The organism is Nocardia sp. bgisy134 (assembly GCF_965341865.1).
Lineage (GTDB): Bacteria > Actinomycetota > Actinomycetes > Mycobacteriales > Mycobacteriaceae > Nocardia.
Genome location: NZ_CBDQZP010000001.1, coordinates 594,955 through 618,277 on the forward strand (window position 1 = coordinate 594,955; position 23,323 = coordinate 618,277).

22 protein-coding genes are annotated in these 23,323 nt (G+C 69.0%); 12 read left to right on the forward strand and 10 right to left on the reverse strand.

Features of this window, described 5'->3' with window-relative positions; translation table 11 throughout:
* Positions 1-4: 4 nt before the first annotated feature.
* The 4 genes from ACRWNM_RS02605 to ACRWNM_RS02620 form a co-directional block, all read right to left on the reverse strand.
* Positions 5-799 carry an enoyl-CoA hydratase/isomerase family protein gene (locus tag ACRWNM_RS02605; RefSeq protein ID WP_431963034.1) on the reverse strand — a complete coding sequence of 265 codons (795 nt, stop codon included), beginning with the start codon at positions 797-799 and terminating at the stop codon, positions 5-7.
* A gap of 54 nt (positions 800-853) precedes the next feature.
* Positions 854-1,594: an SDR family NAD(P)-dependent oxidoreductase gene (locus ACRWNM_RS02610; protein WP_431963036.1), complete on the reverse strand. Its 741-nt coding sequence runs from the start codon at positions 1,592-1,594 to the stop codon at positions 854-856.
* Positions 1,595-1,998: 404 nt separating this feature from the next.
* Positions 1,999-2,628, reverse strand: a complete 630-nt coding sequence (locus tag ACRWNM_RS02615) for a TetR/AcrR family transcriptional regulator (RefSeq protein WP_431963038.1) — start codon at positions 2,626-2,628, stop codon at positions 1,999-2,001.
* A 97-nt stretch (positions 2,629-2,725) separates the two neighbouring features.
* A complete protein-coding gene (locus ACRWNM_RS02620) occupies positions 2,726-3,535 on the reverse strand; it encodes an enoyl-CoA hydratase/isomerase family protein (RefSeq protein ID WP_431963040.1) in 810 nt (269 codons plus the stop codon).
* A gap of 163 nt (positions 3,536-3,698) precedes the next feature.
* Between ACRWNM_RS02620 and ACRWNM_RS02625 the strand changes: the two genes are divergently transcribed.
* A complete protein-coding gene (locus tag ACRWNM_RS02625; protein ID WP_431963042.1) occupies positions 3,699-4,502 on the forward strand; it encodes a thioesterase family protein in 804 nt (267 codons plus the stop codon).
* Positions 4,503-4,581: 79 nt separating this feature from the next.
* On the opposite strand, the gene ACRWNM_RS02630 is transcribed toward ACRWNM_RS02625, so the two are convergent.
* On the reverse strand, positions 4,582-4,860 hold the full coding sequence (locus ACRWNM_RS02630) for a hypothetical protein (RefSeq protein ID WP_431963044.1): 279 nt from the start codon (positions 4,858-4,860) through the stop codon (positions 4,582-4,584).
* 241 nt (positions 4,861-5,101) lie between these two features.
* On the opposite strand from ACRWNM_RS02630, the gene mraY reads away from it, so the two are divergent.
* Together mraY and ACRWNM_RS02640 are read left to right on the forward strand one after the other, a co-directional pair.
* Positions 5,102-6,178 (forward strand): phospho-N-acetylmuramoyl-pentapeptide-transferase, encoded by a 1,077-nt coding sequence (gene mraY / locus ACRWNM_RS02635; RefSeq protein WP_431963046.1) that lies wholly within the window; start codon positions 5,102-5,104, stop codon positions 6,176-6,178.
* Positions 6,179-6,292: 114 nt separating this feature from the next.
* A complete protein-coding gene (locus ACRWNM_RS02640) occupies positions 6,293-6,889 on the forward strand; it encodes a TetR/AcrR family transcriptional regulator (protein WP_431963048.1) in 597 nt (198 codons plus the stop codon).
* Here the strand turns inward: ACRWNM_RS02640 and ACRWNM_RS02645 are convergent.
* The gene (locus ACRWNM_RS02645) at positions 6,867-7,799 is read right to left on the reverse strand and encodes an alpha/beta hydrolase (RefSeq protein ID WP_431963050.1); all 933 of its coding nucleotides are present in this window, start codon (positions 7,797-7,799) and stop codon (positions 6,867-6,869) included. The two genes, ACRWNM_RS02640 and ACRWNM_RS02645, sit on opposite strands and share 23 nt — an antisense overlap.
* Positions 7,800-8,348: 549 nt before the next feature.
* Between ACRWNM_RS02645 and ACRWNM_RS02650 the strand changes: the two genes are divergently transcribed.
* From ACRWNM_RS02650 to ACRWNM_RS02670, 5 genes are all read left to right on the forward strand, one after another.
* A complete protein-coding gene (locus ACRWNM_RS02650; protein WP_431963052.1) occupies positions 8,349-10,277 on the forward strand; it encodes a hypothetical protein in 1,929 nt (642 codons plus the stop codon).
* Between the two features lie 72 nt (positions 10,278-10,349).
* The gene (locus ACRWNM_RS02655; RefSeq protein ID WP_431963054.1) at positions 10,350-11,897 is read left to right on the forward strand and encodes an ABC transporter substrate-binding protein; all 1,548 of its coding nucleotides are present in this window, start codon (positions 10,350-10,352) and stop codon (positions 11,895-11,897) included.
* A 271-nt stretch (positions 11,898-12,168) separates the two neighbouring features.
* Positions 12,169-12,834 carry a trypsin-like serine protease gene (locus ACRWNM_RS02660; protein WP_431963056.1) on the forward strand — a complete coding sequence of 222 codons (666 nt, stop codon included), beginning with the start codon at positions 12,169-12,171 and terminating at the stop codon, positions 12,832-12,834.
* A gap of 136 nt (positions 12,835-12,970) precedes the next feature.
* Positions 12,971-13,444 carry an SRPBCC family protein gene (locus ACRWNM_RS02665; RefSeq protein WP_431963058.1) on the forward strand — a complete coding sequence of 158 codons (474 nt, stop codon included), beginning with the start codon at positions 12,971-12,973 and terminating at the stop codon, positions 13,442-13,444.
* 63 nt (positions 13,445-13,507) lie between these two features.
* The gene (locus ACRWNM_RS02670) at positions 13,508-14,980 is read left to right on the forward strand and encodes a VWA domain-containing protein (protein ID WP_431963060.1); all 1,473 of its coding nucleotides are present in this window, start codon (positions 13,508-13,510) and stop codon (positions 14,978-14,980) included.
* A gap of 59 nt (positions 14,981-15,039) precedes the next feature.
* Here ACRWNM_RS02670 and ACRWNM_RS02675 read toward each other — a convergent pair whose 3' ends face one another.
* Positions 15,040-15,315, reverse strand: a complete 276-nt coding sequence (locus ACRWNM_RS02675; protein WP_431963062.1) for a hypothetical protein — start codon at positions 15,313-15,315, stop codon at positions 15,040-15,042.
* Between the two features lie 237 nt (positions 15,316-15,552).
* Between ACRWNM_RS02675 and ACRWNM_RS02680 the strand changes: the two genes are divergently transcribed.
* Complete coding sequence (locus tag ACRWNM_RS02680; RefSeq protein WP_431963577.1) at positions 15,553-15,840, forward strand: hypothetical protein; 288 nt, start codon at positions 15,553-15,555, stop codon at positions 15,838-15,840.
* A 66-nt stretch (positions 15,841-15,906) separates the two neighbouring features.
* Here ACRWNM_RS02680 and ACRWNM_RS02685 read toward each other — a convergent pair whose 3' ends face one another.
* A complete protein-coding gene (locus ACRWNM_RS02685; RefSeq protein ID WP_431963064.1) occupies positions 15,907-16,344 on the reverse strand; it encodes a group II truncated hemoglobin in 438 nt (145 codons plus the stop codon).
* Positions 16,345-16,522: 178 nt separating this feature from the next.
* Here ACRWNM_RS02685 and ACRWNM_RS02690 point away from each other — a divergent pair, with 178 nt between their 5' ends.
* Entirely contained in the window at positions 16,523-17,002 is a 480-nt protein-coding gene (locus ACRWNM_RS02690) for an SgcJ/EcaC family oxidoreductase (protein ID WP_431963066.1), read from the forward strand.
* A gap of 122 nt (positions 17,003-17,124) precedes the next feature.
* On the opposite strand, the gene ACRWNM_RS02695 is transcribed toward ACRWNM_RS02690, so the two are convergent.
* A complete protein-coding gene (locus tag ACRWNM_RS02695; RefSeq protein ID WP_431963068.1) occupies positions 17,125-19,146 on the reverse strand; it encodes a TerD family protein in 2,022 nt (673 codons plus the stop codon).
* A gap of 133 nt (positions 19,147-19,279) precedes the next feature.
* On the opposite strand from ACRWNM_RS02695, the gene ACRWNM_RS02700 reads away from it, so the two are divergent.
* Entirely contained in the window at positions 19,280-19,777 is a 498-nt protein-coding gene (locus ACRWNM_RS02700; RefSeq protein WP_431963070.1) for a hypothetical protein, read from the forward strand.
* A gap of 6 nt (positions 19,778-19,783) precedes the next feature.
* On the opposite strand, the gene pabB is transcribed toward ACRWNM_RS02700, so the two are convergent.
* Positions 19,784-22,117 carry an aminodeoxychorismate synthase component I gene (pabB, locus tag ACRWNM_RS02705; RefSeq protein WP_431963072.1) on the reverse strand — a complete coding sequence of 778 codons (2,334 nt, stop codon included), beginning with the start codon at positions 22,115-22,117 and terminating at the stop codon, positions 19,784-19,786.
* Between the two features lie 80 nt (positions 22,118-22,197).
* Here pabB and ACRWNM_RS02710 point away from each other — a divergent pair, with 80 nt between their 5' ends.
* Positions 22,198-23,262, forward strand: a complete 1,065-nt coding sequence (locus ACRWNM_RS02710; protein ID WP_431963074.1) for a phosphotransferase family protein — start codon at positions 22,198-22,200, stop codon at positions 23,260-23,262.
* The last annotated feature ends 61 nt before the right edge of the window (positions 23,263-23,323 follow it).

Here is a 23,323-nt window from a genome sequence, read left to right on the forward strand (position 1 = left end):
CCGATCACCCGAACGACGGTGTGCGCTTGTCGAGGAAGGCTTGGATGCCCGCGAGGCCGTCGGGCCTGTCGATCACCTGTGCGATGGTGGCCGCCTCGTCGTCGAGCTGCGCCGGAAGGTCGCGACCGGCGGCCGCGGTGACGAGTCGTTTCGTCTCCGCGAAGGCGATGGGCGATCCCGACCGCAGGACGGCCACGACCTGTGCGGCGACGTCGGCGAGCTCGGCGGCCGGTACCGCGCGGCTGATCAATCCCCATGCCGCGGCTTCGGTTCCGGTGAGGGTGCGGTTGGTGAGCGCCAGGTCCAGCGCGCGGGCGGGGCCGAGGCGGTGGGCGAGCGCCCATGTCGAGCCGCAGTCCGGAGTGAGGCCGACGGCGGTGTAGGCCAGGCGCATGGCAGCGTCGTCGGCCATCAGGACGATGTCGGCGGCGAGGGCGAGCCCGATGCCGCCGCCCGCCACGGTTCCGTGCACGACGCTGACAACCGGAATCGGGGCTCGGGTGAAAGTCAGGATCGCCTGGTGCAGTTCGGCGGCGACGGCGGCGACATGGGGTCCGCGGTCGGGGGCGGTGGCGAATTCCCGCAGGTCGCCGCCGACGCAGAAGGTCGGTCCCTCGGCGGCGATCACCGCGACGCGGACGGACCCGTCGACCGCGCCGTGCGTCACCCGATCGGCCGCCTCGCGGAGGCCCTTGGCCGCGGCCATGTCGAGGGCGTTGCCCGCGCCGCGGATCAGGGTGATTCGGGCGATCCGGTCGGTCACCGTCCAGCTCACTCGGTCGTGCAGAATTTCGGACACCGGTGCTACCTCGCTTCTGATTCGTGTCGGTATGGGGAAGGGACGCGGGGGAATTCAGTCGGCCATGGTCAAGCCGCCGCTGACGCTGAGCACCTGGCCGGTGACGAACGCGGAGTAGTCGCTCGCGAAGAACAGCACCGCGTCGGCGATCTCCTCGGGCGTGGCGAGTCGGCGGAACGGTATCGCGCGGATCAGCCCGCCCCGGACCTTCTCGGGAAGAGTGGCGAACAGCGGCGTGTCGGTGGGGCCAGGGCAGACGCAGTTGACGTTGATCCGGTGCCGGGCCATTTCCCTGGCGAGCGATTTGGTGAATGCGATGAGGCCGCCCTTGGTGCCCGCGTACACGGTCTCACCGAGGCTGCCGACCCGTCCCGCGTCGCTGGCGATGTTGACGATCTTCGCCGTTCGTCGCCCGGCGAGGATCGTTTCCAGGAAGGCGTGCGTGAGCCGCACGGGTCCGAGGAAGTTCACGGCGACCAGCGATCTCCACAGGTCGTCGTCGTTGTCCATGAACGGCTCGACCCGGTCGAACCCGGCCGCGTTGACGAGCACGTCCGGAGCGCCGTGCGCGGCCACGATGTCGTCGCGCACGGCGCGAATGGCTTGCGGATCGGACAGATCGGCGCGGTGAGCGGTGGCACGGCCCGCGGTCGCTTCGGTCGTGGCGGCGAGTCTCGCGCTGTCGCGATCGACCGCCGCGACCACCGCGCCCGCTTCGGCCATGCGGAGGGCGATGGCGCGGCCGATGCCGGATGCCGCCCCGGTGACCACCGTGACCTTGTCGTTGAGATCCATGCTCTTCCTCTCGCCGGTCTCGTCTCGTTCGACACGTTACCGACCTAGCGATCTATTTTTCAACCCTTGGGTCGAGAAATGCCCCGATGGGTTGATTGAGCGTGGGGATCGAACGGCGGTTCGGCGTCAGGCGGTGACCAGAAGGGCGGGCTCGGCGCTTCCCGCGCGGGGCCTCTGTCGTCGCGCACGGTCATGGGAAGAGCGGCGGATGGCCGCGGAACGTGCACGGAGGCAAGCGTCGAGAAAGAGACCGTCGCGAAGGCGCGAGAAGGAGCGCGTCGCGAAGGCGTGAGAAGAGGGCGTTGCGAAAGCGCGAGAAGGAGGACGTCGCGAAGGCGTGAGAAGCTATTGCGCGCCGCCGCAGCGAAAGCCGCGAGCGCGCAGCGAAACGGCGCGGGAGCCGGTCAGGCTCGCGCGAACAGGCGGATGGCTTCGTCGACGACGGCGTCGCGAGTGCGGCCGTCGGGATCGGCGTCCGGGCGCAGCCAGATGGAGGCGTGGTTGAGGATGCCGTGCAGGCAGTGCAGCGCCACCGACGGGTCGGGGCAGTCGAATTCGCCGGAGTCGACGCCTTCGTCGACGACCCTGCGGAAGATCCGGTCGTGGCGGCGGCGCATCGTCTTGATCGCGTCGCCGTGCTCGGCTGGCCACGGTGCTGGGAAGGAGAAGAGCGCGCCGACCTCCGGATACAGCACGGTCAGCACGTGCAGCTGCGCGGCTACGAGCGCGCGCAACTGCTCGGTCGGCGACTGCTCCGCGACGGTGTCGAGGACTTCGCCGAGCCGGGTCAGTACATCGGTGGTGAGCTTTTCCAGCGCCGCCGAGACGAGCGCGTCCTTGCTCGGGAAATAGTGGTAGAGAGTCGCTTTCGCGATGTCGGTGCGCTCGGCGACATCCTCGAAGCGCAATCCCTGATAGCCGTTGCTGGAGAGGATCTGGAGCGCCGCCGCGATCATCTCCGCCTTGCGGCGGTCGCGACGCCGTGCCGCGCGCCCGGTGGACGCGCCGGTGTCCTCTCCCACGGTCGATGTCACCGCCCGATCATATCCGGCCGGATCGTCGGTCGATCCACCGCCGAGTGGGGAAGCGAACCCTTGCGTTCATTCTTCGACCTGGCCGAATATTCGATAGTCAACTCGGCATCGCGGAGGGGAACTTCGGCGCGCGCTTCTGCCGCAGCGCGGCGACGCCCTCGACGACGTCCGGTCCGAGGAACGTCAGCATTTCGTAGGCGGCGGACTGATCGAAAATCGGTCCCGCGGTGCGCAACCAGTTGTTGAGACTGCGCTTGGTGAGCCGGATCGCCTGCTGTGATCCGGTCGCCAGGACGTCGGCGACCCGCAGCGCCTCGTCGAGGACTCGATCGCGCGGCACCGCCTTGGCGACCATTCCGAGGCGCTCGGCCTCGGCGCCGGTGAGCATCTCGCCGGTGAGCAGGTAGTAGCGAGCCTTCGCCATGCCCGCCAGCAGTGGCCAGATGATGGCGGCATGATCGCCCGCCGCGACGCCGAGCTGGACATGCCCGTCACCGATACGGGCGTCCTCGGCGGCGATGGCGACATCGGCGAGCAGCGCCGCGACCGTGCCCGCGCCGACCGCGACGCCGTTGATCGCCGACACGATCGGCTTGTCGCAGTTGACGATGTTGTAGACCAGGTCGCTCATCTCCCGCAGCATGTGCGAGACCCGGTCGTAGTCGCCCGCCATCCGTTCGACCATGCCCAGATCACCGCCCGCGCAGAAGGCCTTGCCCGCCCCGGTGACGACGGCGACGCGCACCTCGGGGTCGTCAGAGATGTCGTTCCACACCCGCGTGAGCTCGGTGTGCATCGTCTCGTCGGCGGCGTTGTATTTCTCCGGCCGATTCAGCGTGACCAGCAGGACCCCGTTCTCGCGCCGCGTGAACGTCAACTGCTCGTAGTCGTCGAATCTCGACACCATGGCTCCTCTCGTTCGGCAGCGGCCCGCCCGCGCGGGCCGGACACCGTGAAGTCAACCACAAAGATTGCCACTCGACTAGTAGAAATGAAATTCGACCCGTAGGTTGAATTCTGATGTCCGGTTCCGTGAACCGGGGCCGCAGCACACAGAGAGGTGTTTTCCCTTGACCGGAACGGCCGAACCCGAGTCCTATTTCGAGCGGGTCGATGCCCACTCCTTCGTCCCCACGCGCCACGCGGGCGGCGCGTGGGCCGCCGACGAACAGCACTTCAGCCCGCTGGGCGGGCTCATCGTCCACGAAATCGGACGAACGCGGGCGCGCGAAGGCAGGCCCGATCTACTGATGGGCCGCATCGGCTTCGACGTCCTCGGCCGCATCGCATTCCAGCGGTTCGACATCCACGTCGAGACGATCCGGGCGGGCCGCACCATCGAACTCGTCGAGGCCACCGTCGTCATCGACGGTCGCGCCACCGTCGCGGCCCGCGCGTGGTTCATGACGACCCAGGACACCGGCATCGTCGCAGGCGGCGAACCAGAGGCGCTCGCCGCACCGGAGACGCTGTCGTCCTGGCCGTTGACCTCCGTGTGGCCCGGCGGCTACGTCGCGTCACTGGACACCAGGCCGGTCGGCATCCCGCAGCCCGGCCGGACCACCGCGTGGTTGTCCTCGCCCCTCGATCTCGTTTCCGGCGAGCAGGCCAGCGCTCTCGCGTCCTTCGTGGCCCTGGTCGACACCGCCAACGGCATCGCGGTCAGGCAGGAGCCCGCCAAATGGATGTTCCCCAACCTCGATCTGACCATCCACCTGTACCGGCAGCCCGAGGGGCCGTGGACGGGACTCGACACCACCGTCACCTTCGGTCACGTGGGTCAAGGCCTGACCAGCACGGTGCTGCACGACGTCCGTGGTCCCGTCGGGCAGGCGCAACAGATCCTGACCGTCCGTCCGCAACCGGACGCGTAAGCGAGTTCCCGCCGAGTGCGAACGGTCGAATGTCGATGCGTCTCCGCGAAACTCACACGGCGGACGCGCTCCGGACGAGTCAGTAGCGTCGGTCGACGGTTTCTTGGATCTCCCATTCGTCGGTGATCGCGAAAGCGTTCTCGGCGCGGCTTCGGGCGTCGGCGAGGAGAGCGTGGGAGTGCCTGCTGCGCTTGGTCAGCTCGTAGCGGCGAGCTCCGAGGCTCGTGGTGGTCTGGAGCTCGTAATCGAGATCGTCGACCAGGCGGTGTAGTTGCTCGATCCTTTCCAATGTCGGCTGGTCGTTCGTGTTCTCGAGCTCATCGATGGCGTCGCCGAACCGGTCTTCCAGACTGCGCATCGCGCGTCCTCCCCTGTATCAACCTGTGCCCCTTGCAATCTCAGAGTATGACGGAATCCGTTGTGGAGCTGAACATCGGACCGGTCCGCGGAGCCCCGCAGATCGAGTCGTGCGCAATGGGTCGACCGATAGCGGGTATTGCCCGATTCGGGCGTGCGAGGCGTGCTTTGGTTAGCATCTGACCGAGACGTACGGGTTTTGGTGTGGAACGGGCGGAAGCTCAGCGGCGGTACGGGGGCCCATGAAACAAATACTGTTCTCGGCGATGATCGCGCTGGCGGTCTCGATCATGGTCACGCCTTTCCTGATCCAGGCCTTCGCCACCAGGAATTTCGGTCAGGAAATCCGGGTCGACGGACCGGCCAGCCACCAGGCCAAGCGCGGCACCCCGACGATGGGCGGCATCGCCATCCTCGCCGGTCTGTGGGCCGGGTACCTCGGCGCGCACCTGCTCGTCGGGGACGACGGCGTGGACGGTCTGTCGGCTTCCGCGCTGCTCGTCCTCGGCTTGGCGACGGCGCTGGGCATCGTCGGGTTCCTCGACGATTCCATCAAGCTGCGCAAACAGCGCAATCTCGGCTTGACCGCCACCGGCAAGTACGTCGGACAGCTCTCCGCCGCCGTGCTCTTCGGCGTGCTGGCGTTGCGCTTTCCCGACAGCACCGGGCTGACGCCCGCAAGTCGGCACCTGTCCTATGTCCGGGATATCAACGCGGTGTCGTTGGGGCTCATCGCCTTTCTGCTCGTGGTCTGTTTCCTCGTGGTGGCCTGGTCCAATGCCGTGAACATCACCGACGGCCTCGACGGGCTGGCGGCCGGATCGATGAGCTTCGCGCTCGGCGCCTACGTGATCGTCACGTTCTGGCAGTACACCAACGCGTGCTCGACGGCGCCCGCCGTCGGCTGCTACGAGGTGCGTGACCCGCTCGATCTGGCGATGGTGTGCGCCTCCGGGGTCGGCGCGTGCATCGGATTCCTCTGGTGGAACGCCGCACCGGCGAAGATCTTCATGGGCGACACCGGTTCGCTGGCGCTGGGCGGCCTGCTGGCCGGACTCTCGATCACCACCCGGACCGAGGTGCTGATGGCGGTGGTCGGCGCACTGTTCTGCGCGGAGATCCTCTCGGTGCTGTTGCAGATCGTCGTCTTCCGAACCACTCGCCGCCGCTTCTTCAAAATGGCGCCGTTCCACCACCATTTCGAACTCAGCAACTGGGCCGAAACCACGGTGATCATCCGCTTCTGGCTCCTCGCCGGCATAGCCGCCGCCCTCGGTCTCATGCTTTTCTACGCCGAATACCTCGCGGTTGTCGGCTGACCTCGCAGGCTGTTCGCACGCCGCACAGAGGTTGCGGCCAGTGCGAGGCGTACGAAACCTCTGCGAGGTCGGAGGTCGTCGCTGTGGTGTGCGCGTGGATTAGTGTGAAGGGCGATGACCGACTCACCGCGTAAGGCGCCGCGGCAGCGGCGGTCCAGGGAGACCGTGGACACGCTGCTCGAGGCGGCCGCGCAGATGTTCGGGCGCGAAGGGCTGGCGACGACGACGAATCGGATCGCCGAGCGCGCGGGAGTGTCGATCGGGTCGCTCTACCAATACTTTCCGAACAAGCACGCGCTGTTGCACGCGCTGGCGGAACGACATGTGGCCGAAGGCGTGACGCGACTGGAGGCGGTGTTCGCCGAGGTGCGCTCCACCGAGCCCGGTTTCGACGAGACGATGCGGGCGATTCTGGACGTCGTCGTGGATCTGCACCGGGATCGGCCCGCCCTGCACGCATTGCTGCATCGGGTGGCGCCGCGGTCGGCGGGGGAGCTGGCCGCGCTGCGGGCGTTCGAGGACCGGCTGGTGGAGGAGATCGCCGGTCAGCTCGTGCGGTGCGGTCGTGGCGGCGACGATCCGGTGTACCTCGCGCGTACCGTCGTGCATGCCGTCGACGTTCAGGTACACCGCGTGCTGATCCCGCATCGGCTGGACACCGAGCTGTTGCTGGCGTTGGTCTCTCGAATCACCGCCGATCCGGCGGCGTGACGTTCGCAGTGTCGGCGAGGACGCCGCGCAGCGCGGTGGCCAACTGGCTCAGGCCGGGTTCTTCGATCGGGAAATGGCCGCAGTTCTCCAAGAGGACGGTTCTTGTCGGTGCGGAGATGCGGGCCAGGAACCGCAGGCTCAGCGCCGGTGGCGTCCACCGGTCCGAGGCGGGGTGCACCAGCGTGACCGGAGTCGAGGTGAACTCCTCCGGGGGCGTGTGCCGGTAGTTCATGAAGTCGGCGAGGAATCCCAGCGGCACGTGCACACCGCCGCCTCGGGGATCGCTGCCGCACAGGGCGGACAGTGCGGGATCGAGACTCATGTTCCGCATATCCGCCAACCACCGGATCGGCACCCGCAGTCGTCGAGCCCGCGGCGGAAGCGAACCGAGCAGCCGGGGCGCGAAGCCGCCGGTCCACGACCAGCGCGCCGCCGCGCGCCGGGCCGCGGGGTCGGCCGGATCGAGCAGACAGGTCGCGATCACGTGGGCGACGGCCCCGGTGCGCGCGGCGATTTCGTAGGCCAGCATCCCGCCGATGCTGGCGCCGAACACGATCAGCGGCCGTCCATCGGATTCCCGTTCGGCGCGCACGAATTCGGTGAGCAGCAGCACCCAGTCGGAATAGCGCACCGAGCTCGGCGCGGGTTCGACGGTGTCGCCGTAGAGCGGAAGGTCGATGGCCATCGCGTCGACGCTCTCGGCCGCGGCGAGCGCCGCGAACGGCCACACGAGTCCGGCGTGCCCACCCGCGCCGTGGACGACCAGCATCCGCACGGTCGCCTCGGGGCGCGCCGCCCTGGCGACGTGCACGCGCCGGCCCCGCCACGGCCACCAAGTGGCGACCGGTTCGATCAGTGGTTCGCGCCGGTAGTCGGCGGGCAGGAACTCGGCGTATCGCAGGTATTCCATGTCTTCAGCCTCGGGCGCGGCGGGCTCGCGGACAACTCGCGTTTGCGCCTGCGGTCTCGGCTTCGCGCGGCCATCGTGAGCTGGGGCGATCGGTAGGGAATCGAGACGAAGGAACCGGTGGCTCGCATTCGTGGGCGGCGGCTGGCGCGTGTGCTGTCGAAGGTCTGTCGCATCGCCGGTCCGGCGCCGCGTCATCGCTGCGGAGATCCGATATGGCGCCACCGCGGCGAAAGTCCGGGAGAGCGCCGGAGGCTCACTCGGGCTGCGCGCGGCGGCGTGACGGGCGCAGTGGTCAGCAATATTCCGGTGTGGCGGCACGGTGGGGAAGGCTTGGTGTGGCGGCACCGTGGGGAAGGCAGAGTGTCGCGCCATCGCGGCGAGGAGCCGGTGTCGTGTCATCGCGGCGAGGGCCCGATGTAGCGCGTCCGCACCGAACCCGCGCTCCCGCCGCGGACGACGCGCGCGGGCCGGCGTCACGGATCGAGTTGTCTCACAGCGGGATCGGCGTCGCGCTGCTAGAGTCGCGCCCGAGCCTGAGGGAGGTGAGGCTTGGTGATCGTGGGGCGCGCCGAGCTGCTCGAACTGATCGACACCCTGGTGCGGGTTCCGAGGGGGAATACCGAGACGGCCGGGAATCCCGTGCTGGCGCTGGAAGGATACGGCGGCGCGGGACGCACCACCGTGCTCGAACAGGTGCTGGACCGGTGGCAGCGACGGACGCCGACCGTGCTGGTCCGGCCGCTGGAACGTCCCTACGACCAATACAATCCGGCCCGCCCGGTGCTCGCCGCGGCCATGCTCGGCCTGAGCATGGATCTGCCCGGCTTTCCTATCGCGTTTCCGCGCACCCTGGTGGCGCAGCTCGCGATCAACGAGAACTTCACGGAGGTTCCCGCGACCGAGCATCGGGAGCGGTTGCGCACGGTGCTGAATCGGTACCGGGACCGGGCGGCGCTCGTCGGCTTCATCGGGGATCTGGTCGGGCTGGTCGGCGCACAGGCCGCCAACATCAAGCTGCCCGGCGCCGCGGTGATCGCGCCGACGCTGAGCCAGCACCTGTCGAATCTCGTGGTCGGCAGGCTCACCCGCGGCAGGCTGATCACCAAGATCACCTGGGGTTCGGCGGTCTCGTGGTACGGACACCAGGATCTCGGGCTGCGGGCCGACGCCGAGACCGTGCTCATCGAACTCGCCATCAAGGCGGCCGTCGAGGATCCGGACATCCGGCGCGGCGTGGACGACCTGTTGATCAGCGCCTTCCTCGCGGATCTGCGCAACAGCGCGGCGCGGGTCGCGGGACGGCCCTCGAATGTCGTCGTGCTGCTCGATGACGGTGACGCCCCGGCCGCGGTCGCGTTCACCAGTGCGCTGCTGCGCTCGCGCAAGGCATTGGCCGCCGCCGGATCCTCGCTGACCGATCCGCTGACGTTGATCACCACCAGTTCCGGCGTCCTGGCGGAGGAACTCGACGGGCAGGTTCCTGCCGCCGCGACATGGACGTCTCGGCAGCGCGCCGATCCCGCCGCAAACGAGGCGTGGGCACGATTGCCGCTGAACGATCTGTCGGAATTCGAGGTCAAGACCCTCGCCAAGGACGTCACCGCGATCGAGGCGGATCGCATCGGCGCCCAGGTGTATCGGCTGACCGACGGCCACCCCGCCGCGACGGGCTATGTGCTGAACCGGATCAAGCAGGCGCGGCAGCGGTCCGACGACCTGGAAGCATTGCTGCGCGACAATCACGCGGGACCCGGCACCACCGTCCAACGTCACCTGCTTGGGCTCTTCGCCAGGGACCTGCACCCGCGCAAGCAACTCGACGAGGGCATCCTCGACGCGCTCGTCACGGTGTCCGCGGCGCGCACCAAGGGCGACGCGCTCCGGCTGCTCACCCTGGTGCCATCCGGGATCGGGGACCGTTCGCCGCTGTTCCGATCGCCGACGCTGTGGAGCGCGCCCACCGACGACGGGGTGCTGCCCGCCTTCACGCGGCGCATGGGACTTCGCGATCTCGCCGGGCGAACGGACGACACGCCGCCCGGCTGGGACCGCGTGTTCGGCATGCTGCTCGACACGGTGAGTTCGGAGGATCGCGCAGGCAGGCTGCACTACACCCGGCTGCTGCACGGCGGCGCCGCCATCGTGGACGAACTCGCCGACCTGCTGTCGACCTCGGATACGACGAAGTGGTTGTCGCTGTTCGACGAGATCGTGGAGATCTCCGATCCGCGCAGGCCGGATGCGGGCCTTATCGACGGCAGCGACCATGCCACCACCCCCGGCGAGCACATCGCGGTGCTGCTCGCGGTGGTGCCCGCGCTCGAGTCGGACCTGCGGATCACCACCGTGCAGCGCAGGGAGATCCTGTGCGCGCGGGCGGGGCACAGCTTCGACCGGCTCGCCGATCACGCCTTGGACCGAACCCCGATCCTTGTGCGCGCCAACGTCTATCACGACTGCGCGCGCCGATCCCGTTGACCTGACCTCGATGAGGAGTCCGCTGTGGAGTCGCGTTACTGGGTAGGAATATTCCCGAAGCGACGCAGGCCGATGCCGCGACCGTGGACGGACTGGGTGCGGCTGGGTGCGGTGGTGATTCTGGTGGTGGGCACACTGAGCGGGATCGCGGCCCGCGAGCCGCTGCGGCGGCTGGCCACCTGCAACGACGGGTGGCCGAGCGCGGCGGCGTGGGCGGCGGGCGGCGAATGCGTCGGATTGTCCGAGGGGCCTTACGCTTTCGGGCTTCCCGCGTTCGACCACGTGATGCGTGTGATCGACGAGCAGAACCGCACTTCGGCCGAGGGATGTCTCGGCACGCCGGTGACCGTGGGCGTGCTGCTGACCATGACCGACGAGCTGGCGGGCAGCCGCGCGGTGCACGAATTGGAGGGGATGGCCACCGGTCAGCGCCGGGCCAACGACACCGGATGTGTGCATCCGATGCGGCTCGTCGTCGGCAATCTCGGCGACTACGGCGGCGAGGGCGCCGCGACGGCGGTCGCGCGAGAACTGGCGCAGCGCGGCGATGTGGTCGCCGTCGCGGGCGTCGGGCTCAGCGACCAGACCACGGCCGAGGTCGCCGATCTGCTTGCCGCCGAGAAGATTCCGATGGTGTCCGACCTGGTCACCGCCGAGGGTTTCGATCAGTCCGGCTCCGCGGGCGACGATCCGGATTTCACTCGATGCGACGAGGACATCACCTATCCGCATGGCGTCGGCAAGGACTACTTCTACCGGGTCGCGTTCCGGGTGGCGGTGCAGGTCCGCGCGCTCGGCACGGTGGCGCCTGCCAGGCCGGATTTCGTCATGGTCCCCACCGGCGGGTCGGACCCGTACACCTGCACGACGCTGCCCTTCCTGCACCGGCAGTACGGCGGCGACCCCCTGCTCGAGGTGAAGTTCGACGCCGAGGAGCCGACCACCGTCTTGCAGACAGCCCGGCGCGTCTGCGCGACAGCCAAGGACGTGACGATCGCTTATCTGGCTCGCGGACGCGACCTCGGACGCCTCCTCTACAGCCTGGACGAGGCCTACACCAACGGGCAGTGCGCGGCCACCTCGATCACGGTGCTGAGCACCTCCGACGGAAATCGCCTGCGCACCACGGAATCCGATCCCGCGCTGGAAGACCTGCGCAGCAAGGCGCTGAGCTCGCCCAGCTTCACCGGCGGGCGCGTGCGTCTGCTGTTCACCCGCGTCGCGGGCGCCGACGGACCCGAGCAGGGCAATCCGCAGTGGTCTGCCTTCGAAGAAGCCTATGCCGCAGCGGGATTCGATCTCGCGCACATCGGCGACGGCTGGGCGGTCAACGCCTACGACGCGCTGAGCACCGTCGTGACCGCGGTGCGCGCGCTACCGGCAGCGTCGACGGTGCAGCGCAGTCAGGTCAACATCACCATCGGTGGTTTCACCTCGCCCGAGCTGGCGGTGGCCGGTGCGGGCGGCCCCATCGTCTTCGACAACAGCGGCAACCGGGCCGGTGCGGGCCCCGCGGTCGTCCGGCTGTGCCCGGCGGGCAGCGCAGGCGGTCGGCCGTACGTGCCGACCGTCGAGGCGAAGCCAGGCGAGCCGACCCCCGAGTGCCTGCGTGGAGCGTGATTTAGCAAGGGGCGCTGAGGATTCGACGCCAAACGAAGCTGTCGTCAGTGCGTGATACGGTACGGCGCGGACGGCGAAAGGCCGTCCGTACGGGGTGAGGGGGAGTGGGCGAGTCCGCCGCGTGATCCGTGCTTCGGTTAGTCGATCGTCGTGCGCGTCGGGGCGCGCGACGGTCGGCTCGTCCGAGGACGCGTGGCGAGCCTTCCGCCGATCGGGCGCATCGAGTTACCCGGGCCGACCGCGCCTCGGCCACGCACGAGGAAGCGTGAACATGAACTACCGCAACAAGCTGACGCAGCTCCTGCTGGCGACGGCGTTGGCGACGGGTCTCGGCGCGGTGTTCCCCGCCGTCGCGCAAGCGCAGGGGGTCGCCTATCCCGGCATGACGATCACCACCGGCGAGAGCATCTGCTCGGTCGGCGCGACCGGGCACATGGGTGAGGCGAAGTACGCGGTGACCGCCGCGCACTGCTTTCAGGAAGGGCGGCGCGTCTACGACGAGAACGGCCGCCTGATCGGCTGGTACGAGCAGAGCTACGGTGACGACGCCACCATCGGCGGGATCGGTTTCGCGCTCATCCGGCTGGCCGCTGGGGTCGGGGTCTCGGCCTCGCTCGGCAACTTCGGCATCGAGTCCACCTACACCGATGCTCGAGTGGGACAGGAGGTCTGCCACGTCGGCTGGGCAACCAACTGGACCTGTGGCCGGGTCAGCGAGGTCGGCGACACCTTCTTCATCGCGGATTTCGCTGCCGACAAGGGTGATTCGGGCGGCATCGTCTACTTCCCGACGCCGCAGGGCCGCGCAGCCTTTCTCGGCATCGTGATCGGCACCCTGGAATCCGGTGGCGTGCTGGTCGAGTCGGCCAACTATCTGCGCGATACCATCGACGCACACGCCCAGGGGCCTGACCACTTCCGTTGGTACGTAGAGTGATTCGGAAGATGAGCGGGCTGACCGCCCCGCTCTCCCGCGGCTGTCGCGATCACGTGTGCGCGTTCCGATCTTGGGCGCTTGTCGCCGGTTCCGCCTACCCTCGACATCGGCGGGAAACGGTGGAAGGGGAGTAATCATGGGCCATCTCGAGCACTCGGCGACCGGCCGCGCGCCGGTGGATTTCGCGTTCGCGTACGTGGCCGACTACCGCAATGTGCCGAAGTGGCTGTTCGGGATTCGGCATTACACACCGGTCGGGGAGCAGACCTCCGGTGCCGGCGCGGTATTCGACACGACCGTGCAGCTGGGCCCGACCACCCTGAATCTGCGTGTCGAGATCGTCGAATGGGAAGACGGCGCGAAGATTTCGCTGCACGCGATCAAAGGTATCGAGGGCACCGTCCGATGGGGCTTCGAGTCCGTCGGCGAGGACAGCACCAAGATCGACGTGGTCGTCGACTACCGGGTGCCGGGCGGATTGGCCGGACGGGCGCTGGACAAGATCATTCAGGCGTTCGTTGGCCCGGCCATCCGGCACACCGAGAAGAGTCTGCGCGAGCAGATCCTGGCCGCACATCGGGCGTCCCTGGACAGCACATCCGAGCGCTGAGAACGATCCGGTCCCCGGGACGCCTGTCGTACGCTGAGCCGGGCGCGACGGCAGGAGTTTTCGGTGGGCACATCCTTGGTCAAGGGTCAGAACGGACCTGTGGCGGCGGCGCGGGTCGTGGTGTCGGTGCGCACCGAGGCGGCGGTCGACCTGTCGGCGCTGCTGGTCACCGAATCCGGCACGGTGCGCTCCGACGCGGACTTCGTGTTCTTCAACCAGCCCGTCGCGCCCGGCGTCGAGCTGACCTCGGGATCGCCCGCCGCGCTGGCGATCTCCCCCGGAGCGCTGCCCGGTGAGATCGCGCAGGTGCGCGCGGTGCTCACGCTGGACGATCCCACCGACACCTTCGGACGCTACGCGCCGCCGGTCGCGACCGTCGCGGACGACCGGGGAAACATGCTGTACGAGTACGTGATCGAGGGGCTGGGGGCCGAATCGGTCGTGATCGCCCTCGAGCTCTACCGGCGAGGTGAGCAGTGGAAGGTGCGTGCCGTCGGCCAGGGGTACGCGGGCGGGTTCGCCGCGCTGGTCACCGATCACGGAGTGGTCGTCGACGACGAGCCCGACCCGTCGCCGAGCGCCGATCCGGCATCGGCGCTGCCGACTGCGCCTACTTCACTTCCCGCGTCGCCGCCCGCGACACAGTCTCGAGCGGCTGCGGACGACTCGGCTGTCCGGCAGACATCGAGCCCCCACATCGCGGCGGCCGGTACGGCGCCGTCAGCGACTGTTCCGGCATCCGAATCCGTTCCGACGTCCGGGGAATCCGGATCCGCCCTGACACAGGCCAAGCAGCCTCTCGAGCCGGACGTGCGCACCGTGCCGGGCGAGGCGACGCTCTCCTTCGAGAAGCGCACCGTGCTCGATCTGCGCAAGCGCGAGGTCGCCAAGGTGCTGATCGACCAGGACGCGCTGGGTGTCCGGGCGCGAGTGGTGCTGGTCATCGACAAGACCGGCAGCATGGTCAAGCAGTACCGGAAGAAGGTCGTGCATCGTGTGGTGGAGCGGATGATCCCGGTCGCCACCCAGCTCGACGACGACGGGACGCTCGAGGCCTACCTTTACGCGCTGTCGTACACCAGGCTGCCCGATATCGCAGTGGCCGAGGGCGATCGCTGGTCGGAGACCTACCTGCACCTCAGCGGCACGCACGCGGGCATCGACTACAGCGGGCTCGGCGGCCGCAACGACGAGTTGCCGATCATGCGCGCCGTCATCGATACGCTGCGGCCCGGCGGCCGTCCGACGCTGGTGTTGTTCTTCACCGACGGCGGGTTCGCCAAGAAGCCGGAGATCACCGCCCTGATGCGGGAAGCGTCTCGGCTGCCCGCGTTCTGGCAGTTCGTCGGGCTCGGCCAGGCCAACTACGGACTGCTGCGCAGTATCGACGAGATGGACGGCAGGCTGGTCGACAACGCCGGATTCTTCGCGCTCGACGACATCGACCGCGTCGACGACGCCCAGCTCTACGCCAGGCTGCTAGGCGAGTTCCCGCAGTGGTTGCGCGCCGCGCGGGCCGCGGGCGTGACCAGCTGACCCGCGCCGCCGTGTCTTCCGGAGCGCACCCGATGACGAAGCCCAGCCGATGACAAAGCTCAGCCGATGACGGCGTTCATGATGGTGCCCGCGCTGGTGGCGACCACGCCGCCGATCATCGCGCCCGCCACCATCTTCGGCGATTCGAGGCCGCCGCCCGTCCACTTCTCCCAGGCGAACCGGCCGCCCGCGTAGATGATGCCGCAGACACCCGACAACAGAACGAACCAGGTCAGGTAGCGGACGAGCTGGAGGATCTTGTCGGACACCGGCGGCGCCTCGGGCGTCGGATTACCGATCTGCGCCAGGGTGTCGTATGCGATGGCCAGGATCATCGTGTGCTGCTCATTCCGGGTTCGGGACAAGGAGAATCGCTGTAAAGGATGGTATCCGGTTCTGCGGCGTGGCGCAGAAGCCTCGTGCCGCGACGCGGACGCCGCTCGACCGTGCACACAGACGCCGTTGTCGTCCAGCGTCTTGCGAGCGGACGGGTCCATCCGGATCATGGGTGGAGCGTGGTGGTCGACCCGGCTGCCACGAACCGGTGAATCCCGAGGTAACCAACAGTGAGCATGATCTTGATGTCGGTCGGGGACACGTATTCCATCCTGGCGCAGATCGGTAACCCGACTCCCGAGGCGCCGCCGTTGTCGGACAAGCTGATGCAGTTCGTCCGCTACGGGACCTGGTTCGCGATGCTGTCCGGCGTCACGAGCATCATCTACGCGGGCGGCCGATTCGCCTGGGAGAAATGGTCCGGCGGTGCGCTCCAGTCGCCGAAGATGGTGGCGGGCGCGATGCTCGGAGGCGTCGTCGCCACCAGCGCGGGCACCATCATGAACGCCGTCGTCGGCAGTTGACCTGGACCGAGCGCACATTCCGGATATCCGCTCGGCGACCGGTGCGTGCCCCGGGCAACGGGCCGCTCAGCCCTCCCAGGTCCAGAGCGGCACCGCGCGGATCGGGTGCAACTCCCCGTCGGTCTGCGCGTGCGAGTTCTGCTGCGCCACTTGCGCACCGAACTCCACGTGCGAACGGACCGCGTCGCGGAACGCCTCCGACTCCAGCAGGCCGGCCTCCTCGAACGCCTCCATGTACAACTCGGCGAAGCGCTCGCGCTGTTCGTCGGTGATCTTCAGGTGCCGGTGCACCGCGATGAGGTAGTCGAACCCCAGTTCGCGGCTGAAGCGATCCGGGCCGCCGAACGATTCCGAGGTGAACCAGGTGAGGTGGTCGACGTGGGTCGGGAGACGCTCGGGGAACAGCGACTTCAGCACCGGATCGGCGAGCACCTTGTCGTAGAAGGCGGACTCCACTCGGCGCAGCGCCTCCTCGCCTCCGGCGTGTTCGTACATGCTCGTCATGGGTGACCTCCACTGCGTGCGGGCTGCGCTACCCATTAGAGTCCCGCGCACCGGAGGATGCGTCCGATTTCGCCGAGAGCGGACCCGAAATCCATGTTTTCTCAGGGTGATTCCCGATATCCAGGCCCGTGTTCCGAGCTCACTATCGATGCGACGGGAATCGATCAGGGGAGAAGAAATGACAGATCGGACCAAGGACGAGGCGCTGATCCGCGAGGTGGTGGCGCGCGCCGCGCAGGCGTGGGACGACAACGACGCGACGGCTTACGCGGCCGAATTCACCGAGGACAGCGACTACGTGGCGTTCGACGGGACGCTGCTGCGCGGGCGGGAGGCGAACCGCGACTTGCACGCCGGGCTGTTCGACGGAGTGTTGTACGGCACCAGGATGGACGGCGCGATCGAATCGATCCGCTTCCTCACCGACGACGTCGCCGTCATCCACGGCACCGGGTCGGTGGTGTTCGCCTGGCAGCGCGAGGTGCCCAAGGGACGGCGCTCCCGCAATACCTGGGTGCTGGTGCGCACGGCGGACGGCTGGCAAGTCGCCGCGTTCCACAACACGCGGGTGCGGCCGGTCCCGGGGGAGGGGCCGGTGGTGCGGTTGTTCGGTAACTACGTGCGTTGGCGGACGGAACGGGCGCGCGCGAAAAAGTAGCGGGCGACGGCCGGGGAGAACATCGGTCTGGCAGCCGGCTGACCAACGTTCTGCGCGAGTGTCATCGGCGCACGACCCTGGCGATCGCTGCCTTCGGAGGCCTGCGGCCGCCGCCACAACCCTCAGATCCGCGCGCCCTTCGCGCGATTGCAGGCGCGGCAGAGGATCTGTAGGTTGCTCGCGCTGGTCGCGCCTCCGCGGCTGAGCGGAATGACGTGGTCGAACTCGAGGTAGTGACCGCTGCCGCACTCGACGCATTTGCCGCCGTCGCGCTGCCACACCTCGGCTTTCACCTCCTGCGGGATGCTGCGCGTGTCGCGCTGCCCCGGCGTGAGCACCAGGCGCTTCGCGACCCGCAGCGCGCCTTCCAACGCGGCCGCGACGTAATCGGGGTCGGCGACTTCGAAGCTCGCGCCGCCGCGCGCCGAGGTCGCCGCGATCGCCACGACACCGGCCTCGATGTGCACCGAGACGACCCGCGACCAGGGCATCTCCACGCCCGCGCCGCTGCCGACGAAGCGGAGCTTCTTGTTGCTGGCGATCAGCCTGCCCTCGGTGAGTTTCGGGCCGCGGGCCAGCTGGCGCACGTGCGTGGCGACCAGGTCGAGATGCACCTTCTCTTCCGAATCCAAGTGCAGGCCGGGCGTGCGGACCACCGGCAGATCGCCTTCACGCAGCCTGCACAGCGTGCGCCCGCGATGCATCCGCCTGCGCAGATCCTCGACCAGCGGGCCGGTCAGCGCCAGCTCGCCGACAGCGCGTTCGAAGGTGTCGTATTCGTCCTGCTGGATCGCCCCATCCGCGAACGCGAAGGTGACCAGCCGCTCGATGTAGCTGAGTCCGACCTCGCGCAGCGCCGTGCGGCCGATGTTCTCGTCGATGCGCTGGTAGCGCAGCGACGCCCACAGCGCTTCCCAAGGCTCGCCCTGCGGACCCGACGCGACCAGCACCCGCCAGGCTCGGGTGTGCCAGTGGGTGAGGAACTCCTCGATCTCGGCCTCGCAGAACTGGCAGGGCACTGCGCCGCCGAACAGCTTGCGGCGCAGCGTGTTTCCGCATCGCGCGCAGGCCCGTGGGCCGGCTGGGGTGCGGCGGAAGGTCGCCGAGGTCCATTCGGCGCCGTCCCACCAGCGCAGGCGCGATGGGTCCTCGGGGTCCGGATGCCAGTCGGCGCGTTCGGGATTCGGCGGTGGTGGCGGCGGGGCCGGTTGCCGCGTCTGCCGCGTCAGATCGACGCGCTGGGGAGTGCGCGCGGGCCCGCCCGCGGCGGAAGGCTCGAATGCGGTGGAGCTCACAGGGGCGGGTGTCGAAGCGGCTGCGGCGGATTCACCGCGAGGCGGCGCTTGCCGCGAGACCGCAGGAGGGCGTAGCGCGCCGTCCTCGTGGTGCGTGGAGGTCGCCGCGGCCTCCGCGTGTTCGGCCGCCCGCCGCGGCGCGGTCTCCGGGACCGGCCGCGTCGGGTAGGGGGCTCCCGAGGGCAGATGCCGGTCCTGCGGTGAGGACGGTTCGGTGGCCGGTCGTGCGTTGCGCGGCGGAGCGGTGTCGTGCGCGGCAGGTCGTTCGCGCTCGGCGTCCCGCACGCCACCGGGGTGCGGCCGGGCGAACGGATCCGAGGGTCGCGGGGTGCGAGCCTGCCGGGGCGAGTCGTCGACCGCGACGCCGAACTCGGTGACCAGCCCGGCCAGGCCGCTGCTCCAGCCCTGACCGATGGCGCGGAACCGCCAGCGACCCTCGCGGCGGTAGAACTCGCCGAACATCATCGCGGCCACCGCGTCGGCGTCCTCGATGTCGAAGCGGGCGACCGGTCCGTCGGCGGCGAAGACGGTCACCGTCAAACCCGCTATGTCGCCGAATGTTCCGTGGTCGAGCGAGCCGCTGACCACGATCCGGTCCACGTCGCTCTCGGTGCGCGGCAGCGAGACGCTCAGCCGCGCGGTCCCCGGCGCGGGCTCCTGGTCCACGGTCACCGCCTGTGACATGTGCCGAGGCGCGTTGTAGAACACCAGATCCCGGTCCGTGCGCACCGTGCCGGTGCCGTCGAGCAACAGCGCCTGCGCGTCGACGACATGCTCCGACCGCCATGAAACGACCACGGCTAGAAGGGATGTCGGTACCGGCGCGTGCGCGCCCTTGCTGAGTTTCATCGTGCTCGAATATTGCCACGCCCCTCCGACACGCCGAATTCGTCGGGTCCGCGCGCAGGCGCGCCGAGGCGACACAGACCGGGCGGTCGGGGAATTACCGGTGTTCGGGCGTCCGGTCGGGCACAGTAGTGCCATGACTACCCCGAGGGGGTCGGGCCGCAAGAAGCAGACCCCGAAAACAGCGGGACCGCGCGTCCCCGGCCCCGCGGAGATCCTGGCGGCCGCGCAGTCGGCGGTCGAGGCGGCCCAGTCGGTCGCGGGTCAGGCGCTGGAATCGGCGCAGCTGACCGCGGAACATGCGTTCGACGCCGCGGTCCGGCTGCCTCCGGCCTCGGCCCAGCTGGCCGCGCAGCTGCCCGATCTGCTCGAGAACCTCTCGCTGGCCATCGACCGGCTCAACGCGACCATCGACCGGCTCGACCGGACGCTGGCGCTGGCCGACCCGGCCTTCGCGGCCTACGACCGGCTGCTGCCGCGGTTGGAGGCGATGATCGGCCTCGGCGAGGACGTGCTCGGCAAACTCGCCCGGCTGCCCGGCATTTCGTTGCTCGGCAAGGTGACGGGATTGGGCGGCAGGCGGCCCGGTGACGAGGAGCCGCCGCCCGCGCCGCCGAAAAAACGGCGGCGCTGACCGGATTCAGCGGGCGGCGGCGCGATAGGCGGCCGCCGCTTTCAGCAGCACCTCGCGGTACTCCTCCTCCGGGTCGGAGTCGAGGACGATCGCGCCGCCCGCGCCGATGCGCCACTCGCCGCCGTGCCGCACGGCGGTGCGGATGACGATGTTCAGATCCGCCGTGCCGCCGAGCCCGAGGAACCCGATGGTGCCGGAATAGACGCCGCGTGCCTCGGTCTCCAGTTCGTCGATGATCTCCATGGTGCGCAGTTTCGGCGCGCCGGTCATTGAGCCGCCGGGAAAGCAGGCGCGCAGACAGTCGACCACGTCGACGTCGGGGCGCAGCGTCCCGCGCACCGTCGAAACCAGTTGGTGCAGTGTCGTGTACGTCTCGGTGGCCATCAGCTTGGGCACGTGCACGCTGCCGATCTGGCAGACGCGGCCGAGATCGTTGCGCAACAGGTCGACGATCATCAGGTTCTCGGCCCTGGTCTTGGGGCTGTCGGCGAGCTCGCGGCGCAGGCGCTCGTCCTCGGCGGGGGTCGAGCCCCGCGGCGCGGTGCCCTTGATCGGTTTGCTCTCCACGGTGCGCGCCCGGTCGACCTTGAGGAAGCGTTCCGGCGAGGAACAGGCGATCTCCAGGTCGTCGAAGCGCAGGAACGCCGCGTACGGGGCCGGGTTGCAGCGGCGCAGGGTGCGGTAGAAGTCGAGGCCCGCGGTGTCGGCGGCGACGGTGAGGCTGTCGGTCAGGCAGATCTCGTAGGACTCGCCCGCGTGCAGCCGGTCCAGGCAGACGTCGATGTCGGCGAGATAGCGCGCGCGGCCGCGGGCGAGCAGCCCCCCGACCGCCGTGATATCCGAATCGACCTCGAGCGTAGGCGGATTCGACCAGGTCGGCAGGGCGGCGAGCGCCTCGGCGGTGTCGCGCAGCCAGTCCGCCGCCGCGCGCGGGGTGTCGCCTGCGGGATCGGTGAGGGCCAGCAGATGGGTGCGCCCGGCGACATGGTCGACCACGACCAGCCGGTCGGCGAAGATCCACTGCGCGTCGGGCGTCGGGGCGCGGTGCGCCGCGTTCGCGCCGCAGTCGGCCTTCACCTCGTACCCGAGATAGCCGACGTACCCGCACGCGAAGTCGAACGGCAGATCGGGGATTTCGGCGGTGCGCCAGCGCAATTCGGCGGCCAGGTAGTCGAGCACGTCGCCCGCGACCGTCCGGCGGTCGCCGTCGGCGGTCTCCACCACCACGGAACCGTCGCCGACGCGGTACCGGACGACCTCGGCCAGCGGCCCGCTCGCGTCGCCGAGGAAAGAGAAGCGGTCCAGGCCGGGTTCGACATGCTCGCTGTCCAGCCAGAACGCGGTGGGCGAATCGCGGTACAGCCGCAGGAACGCGGCCTCCGTGTCGACGGCCCGATCGATGATCTCGTGGCGCAGCTGCCACGGACGCTCGGGTTCGCCGCTGCGGTAGGGACTTTCGCTCTCGGGCTCCGGCGACATTCGGGGCGGCGTCTTGACCGCGCCCGGCCCGAGGTCGATCACCGTGCGCTCGGTGGTGAAGCCGGAGGTGTCGGTCGGCCAGGCGGGAGCATCGGTCGCGCGGGCCGGTCGGTGGCGGGTCGCCGCGGCCGAAAGGGATGCCGTCGCCGGGAGTCGTGGAGCCGTGGTGACGTTCGCCGTTTCGGCCGTTCGCGGGAGTTCGACCGTCGCCGCCCGGCCGCGCCCGGCCGGTACGCCGACGGGTCTGAGTCGAGTGCCGGTGGTATCCGATCGTTCGTAGTGCGCCGCGGTGAGTTCGGCGAAATTGCGCAGCAGCGTGGCGCCGTACTCGCTGGCGATGGACTCGGGATGGAACTGCACGCCCCACTGCGGTCTGACGCGGTGGCGGACGCCCATGATCACGCCGTCGGGCGTGCTCGCGGTGATCTCCAGGTCGTCGGGCAACGGACGGATCGCGCACAGCGAGTGGTAGCGGACGGCGGTGAAGTGCTGCGGGAGACCGGCGAACAGGTCGCTGTTGTCGTGGCCGATCTGGTCGAGGTAGCCGTGCCGCGCGATCGGGGCAGGCGCGACGAGACCGCCCGCCGCCACGACGATGCCCTGGTGGCCGAGGCACACGCCGAGCAACGGAAGCTCGGTGGTGGCGATGACGGCGGCGGAGATGCCCACGTCACGGGCGATATCGGGACGCCCGGGGCCGGGGGAGACGACGACATTGGCGAAGCGATGCAGACCCAGCCGGGCCGGGTCGTCGGCCTCGTCGTTGCGCACGACCGTCGGCTCGACGCCGTTCACCTCGCTGATCAGCTGATACAGGTTGTAGGTGAACGAGTCGTAGTTGTCGATCAACAGCGTGTGCATGGTGTGCCAAACCCTACGCCTGGCCCGGCGGCACGAACTGTTGTCACATGCCTTCAGTTGCTGGGGGTGGGTGGTGCAGAATGTGGGGCATGTCTGTTGCGCAACCGGTCGAAGTGGATCGCGAGGTCGTCGATTTCGCGATCGTCGGGAAATGGATGGAAGAGCAGGGCCTGCCCGGCGGCGCGTTCGAGGGGGTGACCTCGCTGGGCGGCGGCACGCAGAACATCATGCTGCGGTTCCAGCGCGGCGGCGGGGACTACGTACTGCGGCGCGGGCCGAAGCATCTGCGCGCCAAGAGCAATGAGGTCATCCGTCGGGAGGCGCGGCTGCTCGGCGCGCTCAGCGGGACCGGCGTCCGCGCGCCCGAGGTCGTCGCCGCCTGCACCGACGAGTCGGTCATCGGCGCGGTCTTCTATCTGATGGAGCCGATCGTCGGCTTCAATCCGCAGAACGAGCTGCCCGAGCTGCACGCGAACGATCCCGAGATCCGGCGGCAGATGGGCCTGTCCGCGGTCGAGGCGATCGCCCGGCTCGGCGCGCTCGACTACCGGGCGCTCGGCCTGGAGGATTACGGCAAGCCCGAGGGGTTCCTGGAGCGTCAGGTGCCGCGTTGGCTGGGCGAGCTCGAATCCTATTCGGCCAATGAGGGTTACCCGGGTCCGGAGATTCCCGGCGTGCAGCAGGTCGGGGAGTGGCTGGACCGCAACCGGCCCGTGAACTGGACGCCGGGCATTCTGCACGGCGACTGTCACCTGGCCAACATGATGTTCTCCTACGAGGGGCCCGAGGTCGCGGCGATGGTGGACTGGGAGATGTCCACCATCGGTGATCCGCTGCTCGACCTGGGCTGGCAGATCGCGACCCGGCCGGAGCCGGGCACCACCGGCGCCGCGCTGATCGGCAAGCTGGGAGCGGTCGGCGATCTGCCGACCCCGGCGGAGATGGTCGAGCACTACGGCCGGTTCTCCGAGCGCGATCTGAGCCACGTCACCTGGTACACCGTGCTGGCCTGCTTCAAGCTGGGCATCGTGCTGGAGGGCACGCACGCGCGCGCCTTCGCGGGTAAGGCGCCCAAGCAGGTCGGCGACTTCCTGCACGCCATCACCCTGGAGCTGTTCGAGCGGGCGCATCGTCTGATGGAGTGACGGACCGTATCTCGACGAAGTCTGGCCGTATATGGATGGAAATTCATATACGGCCAGCTCT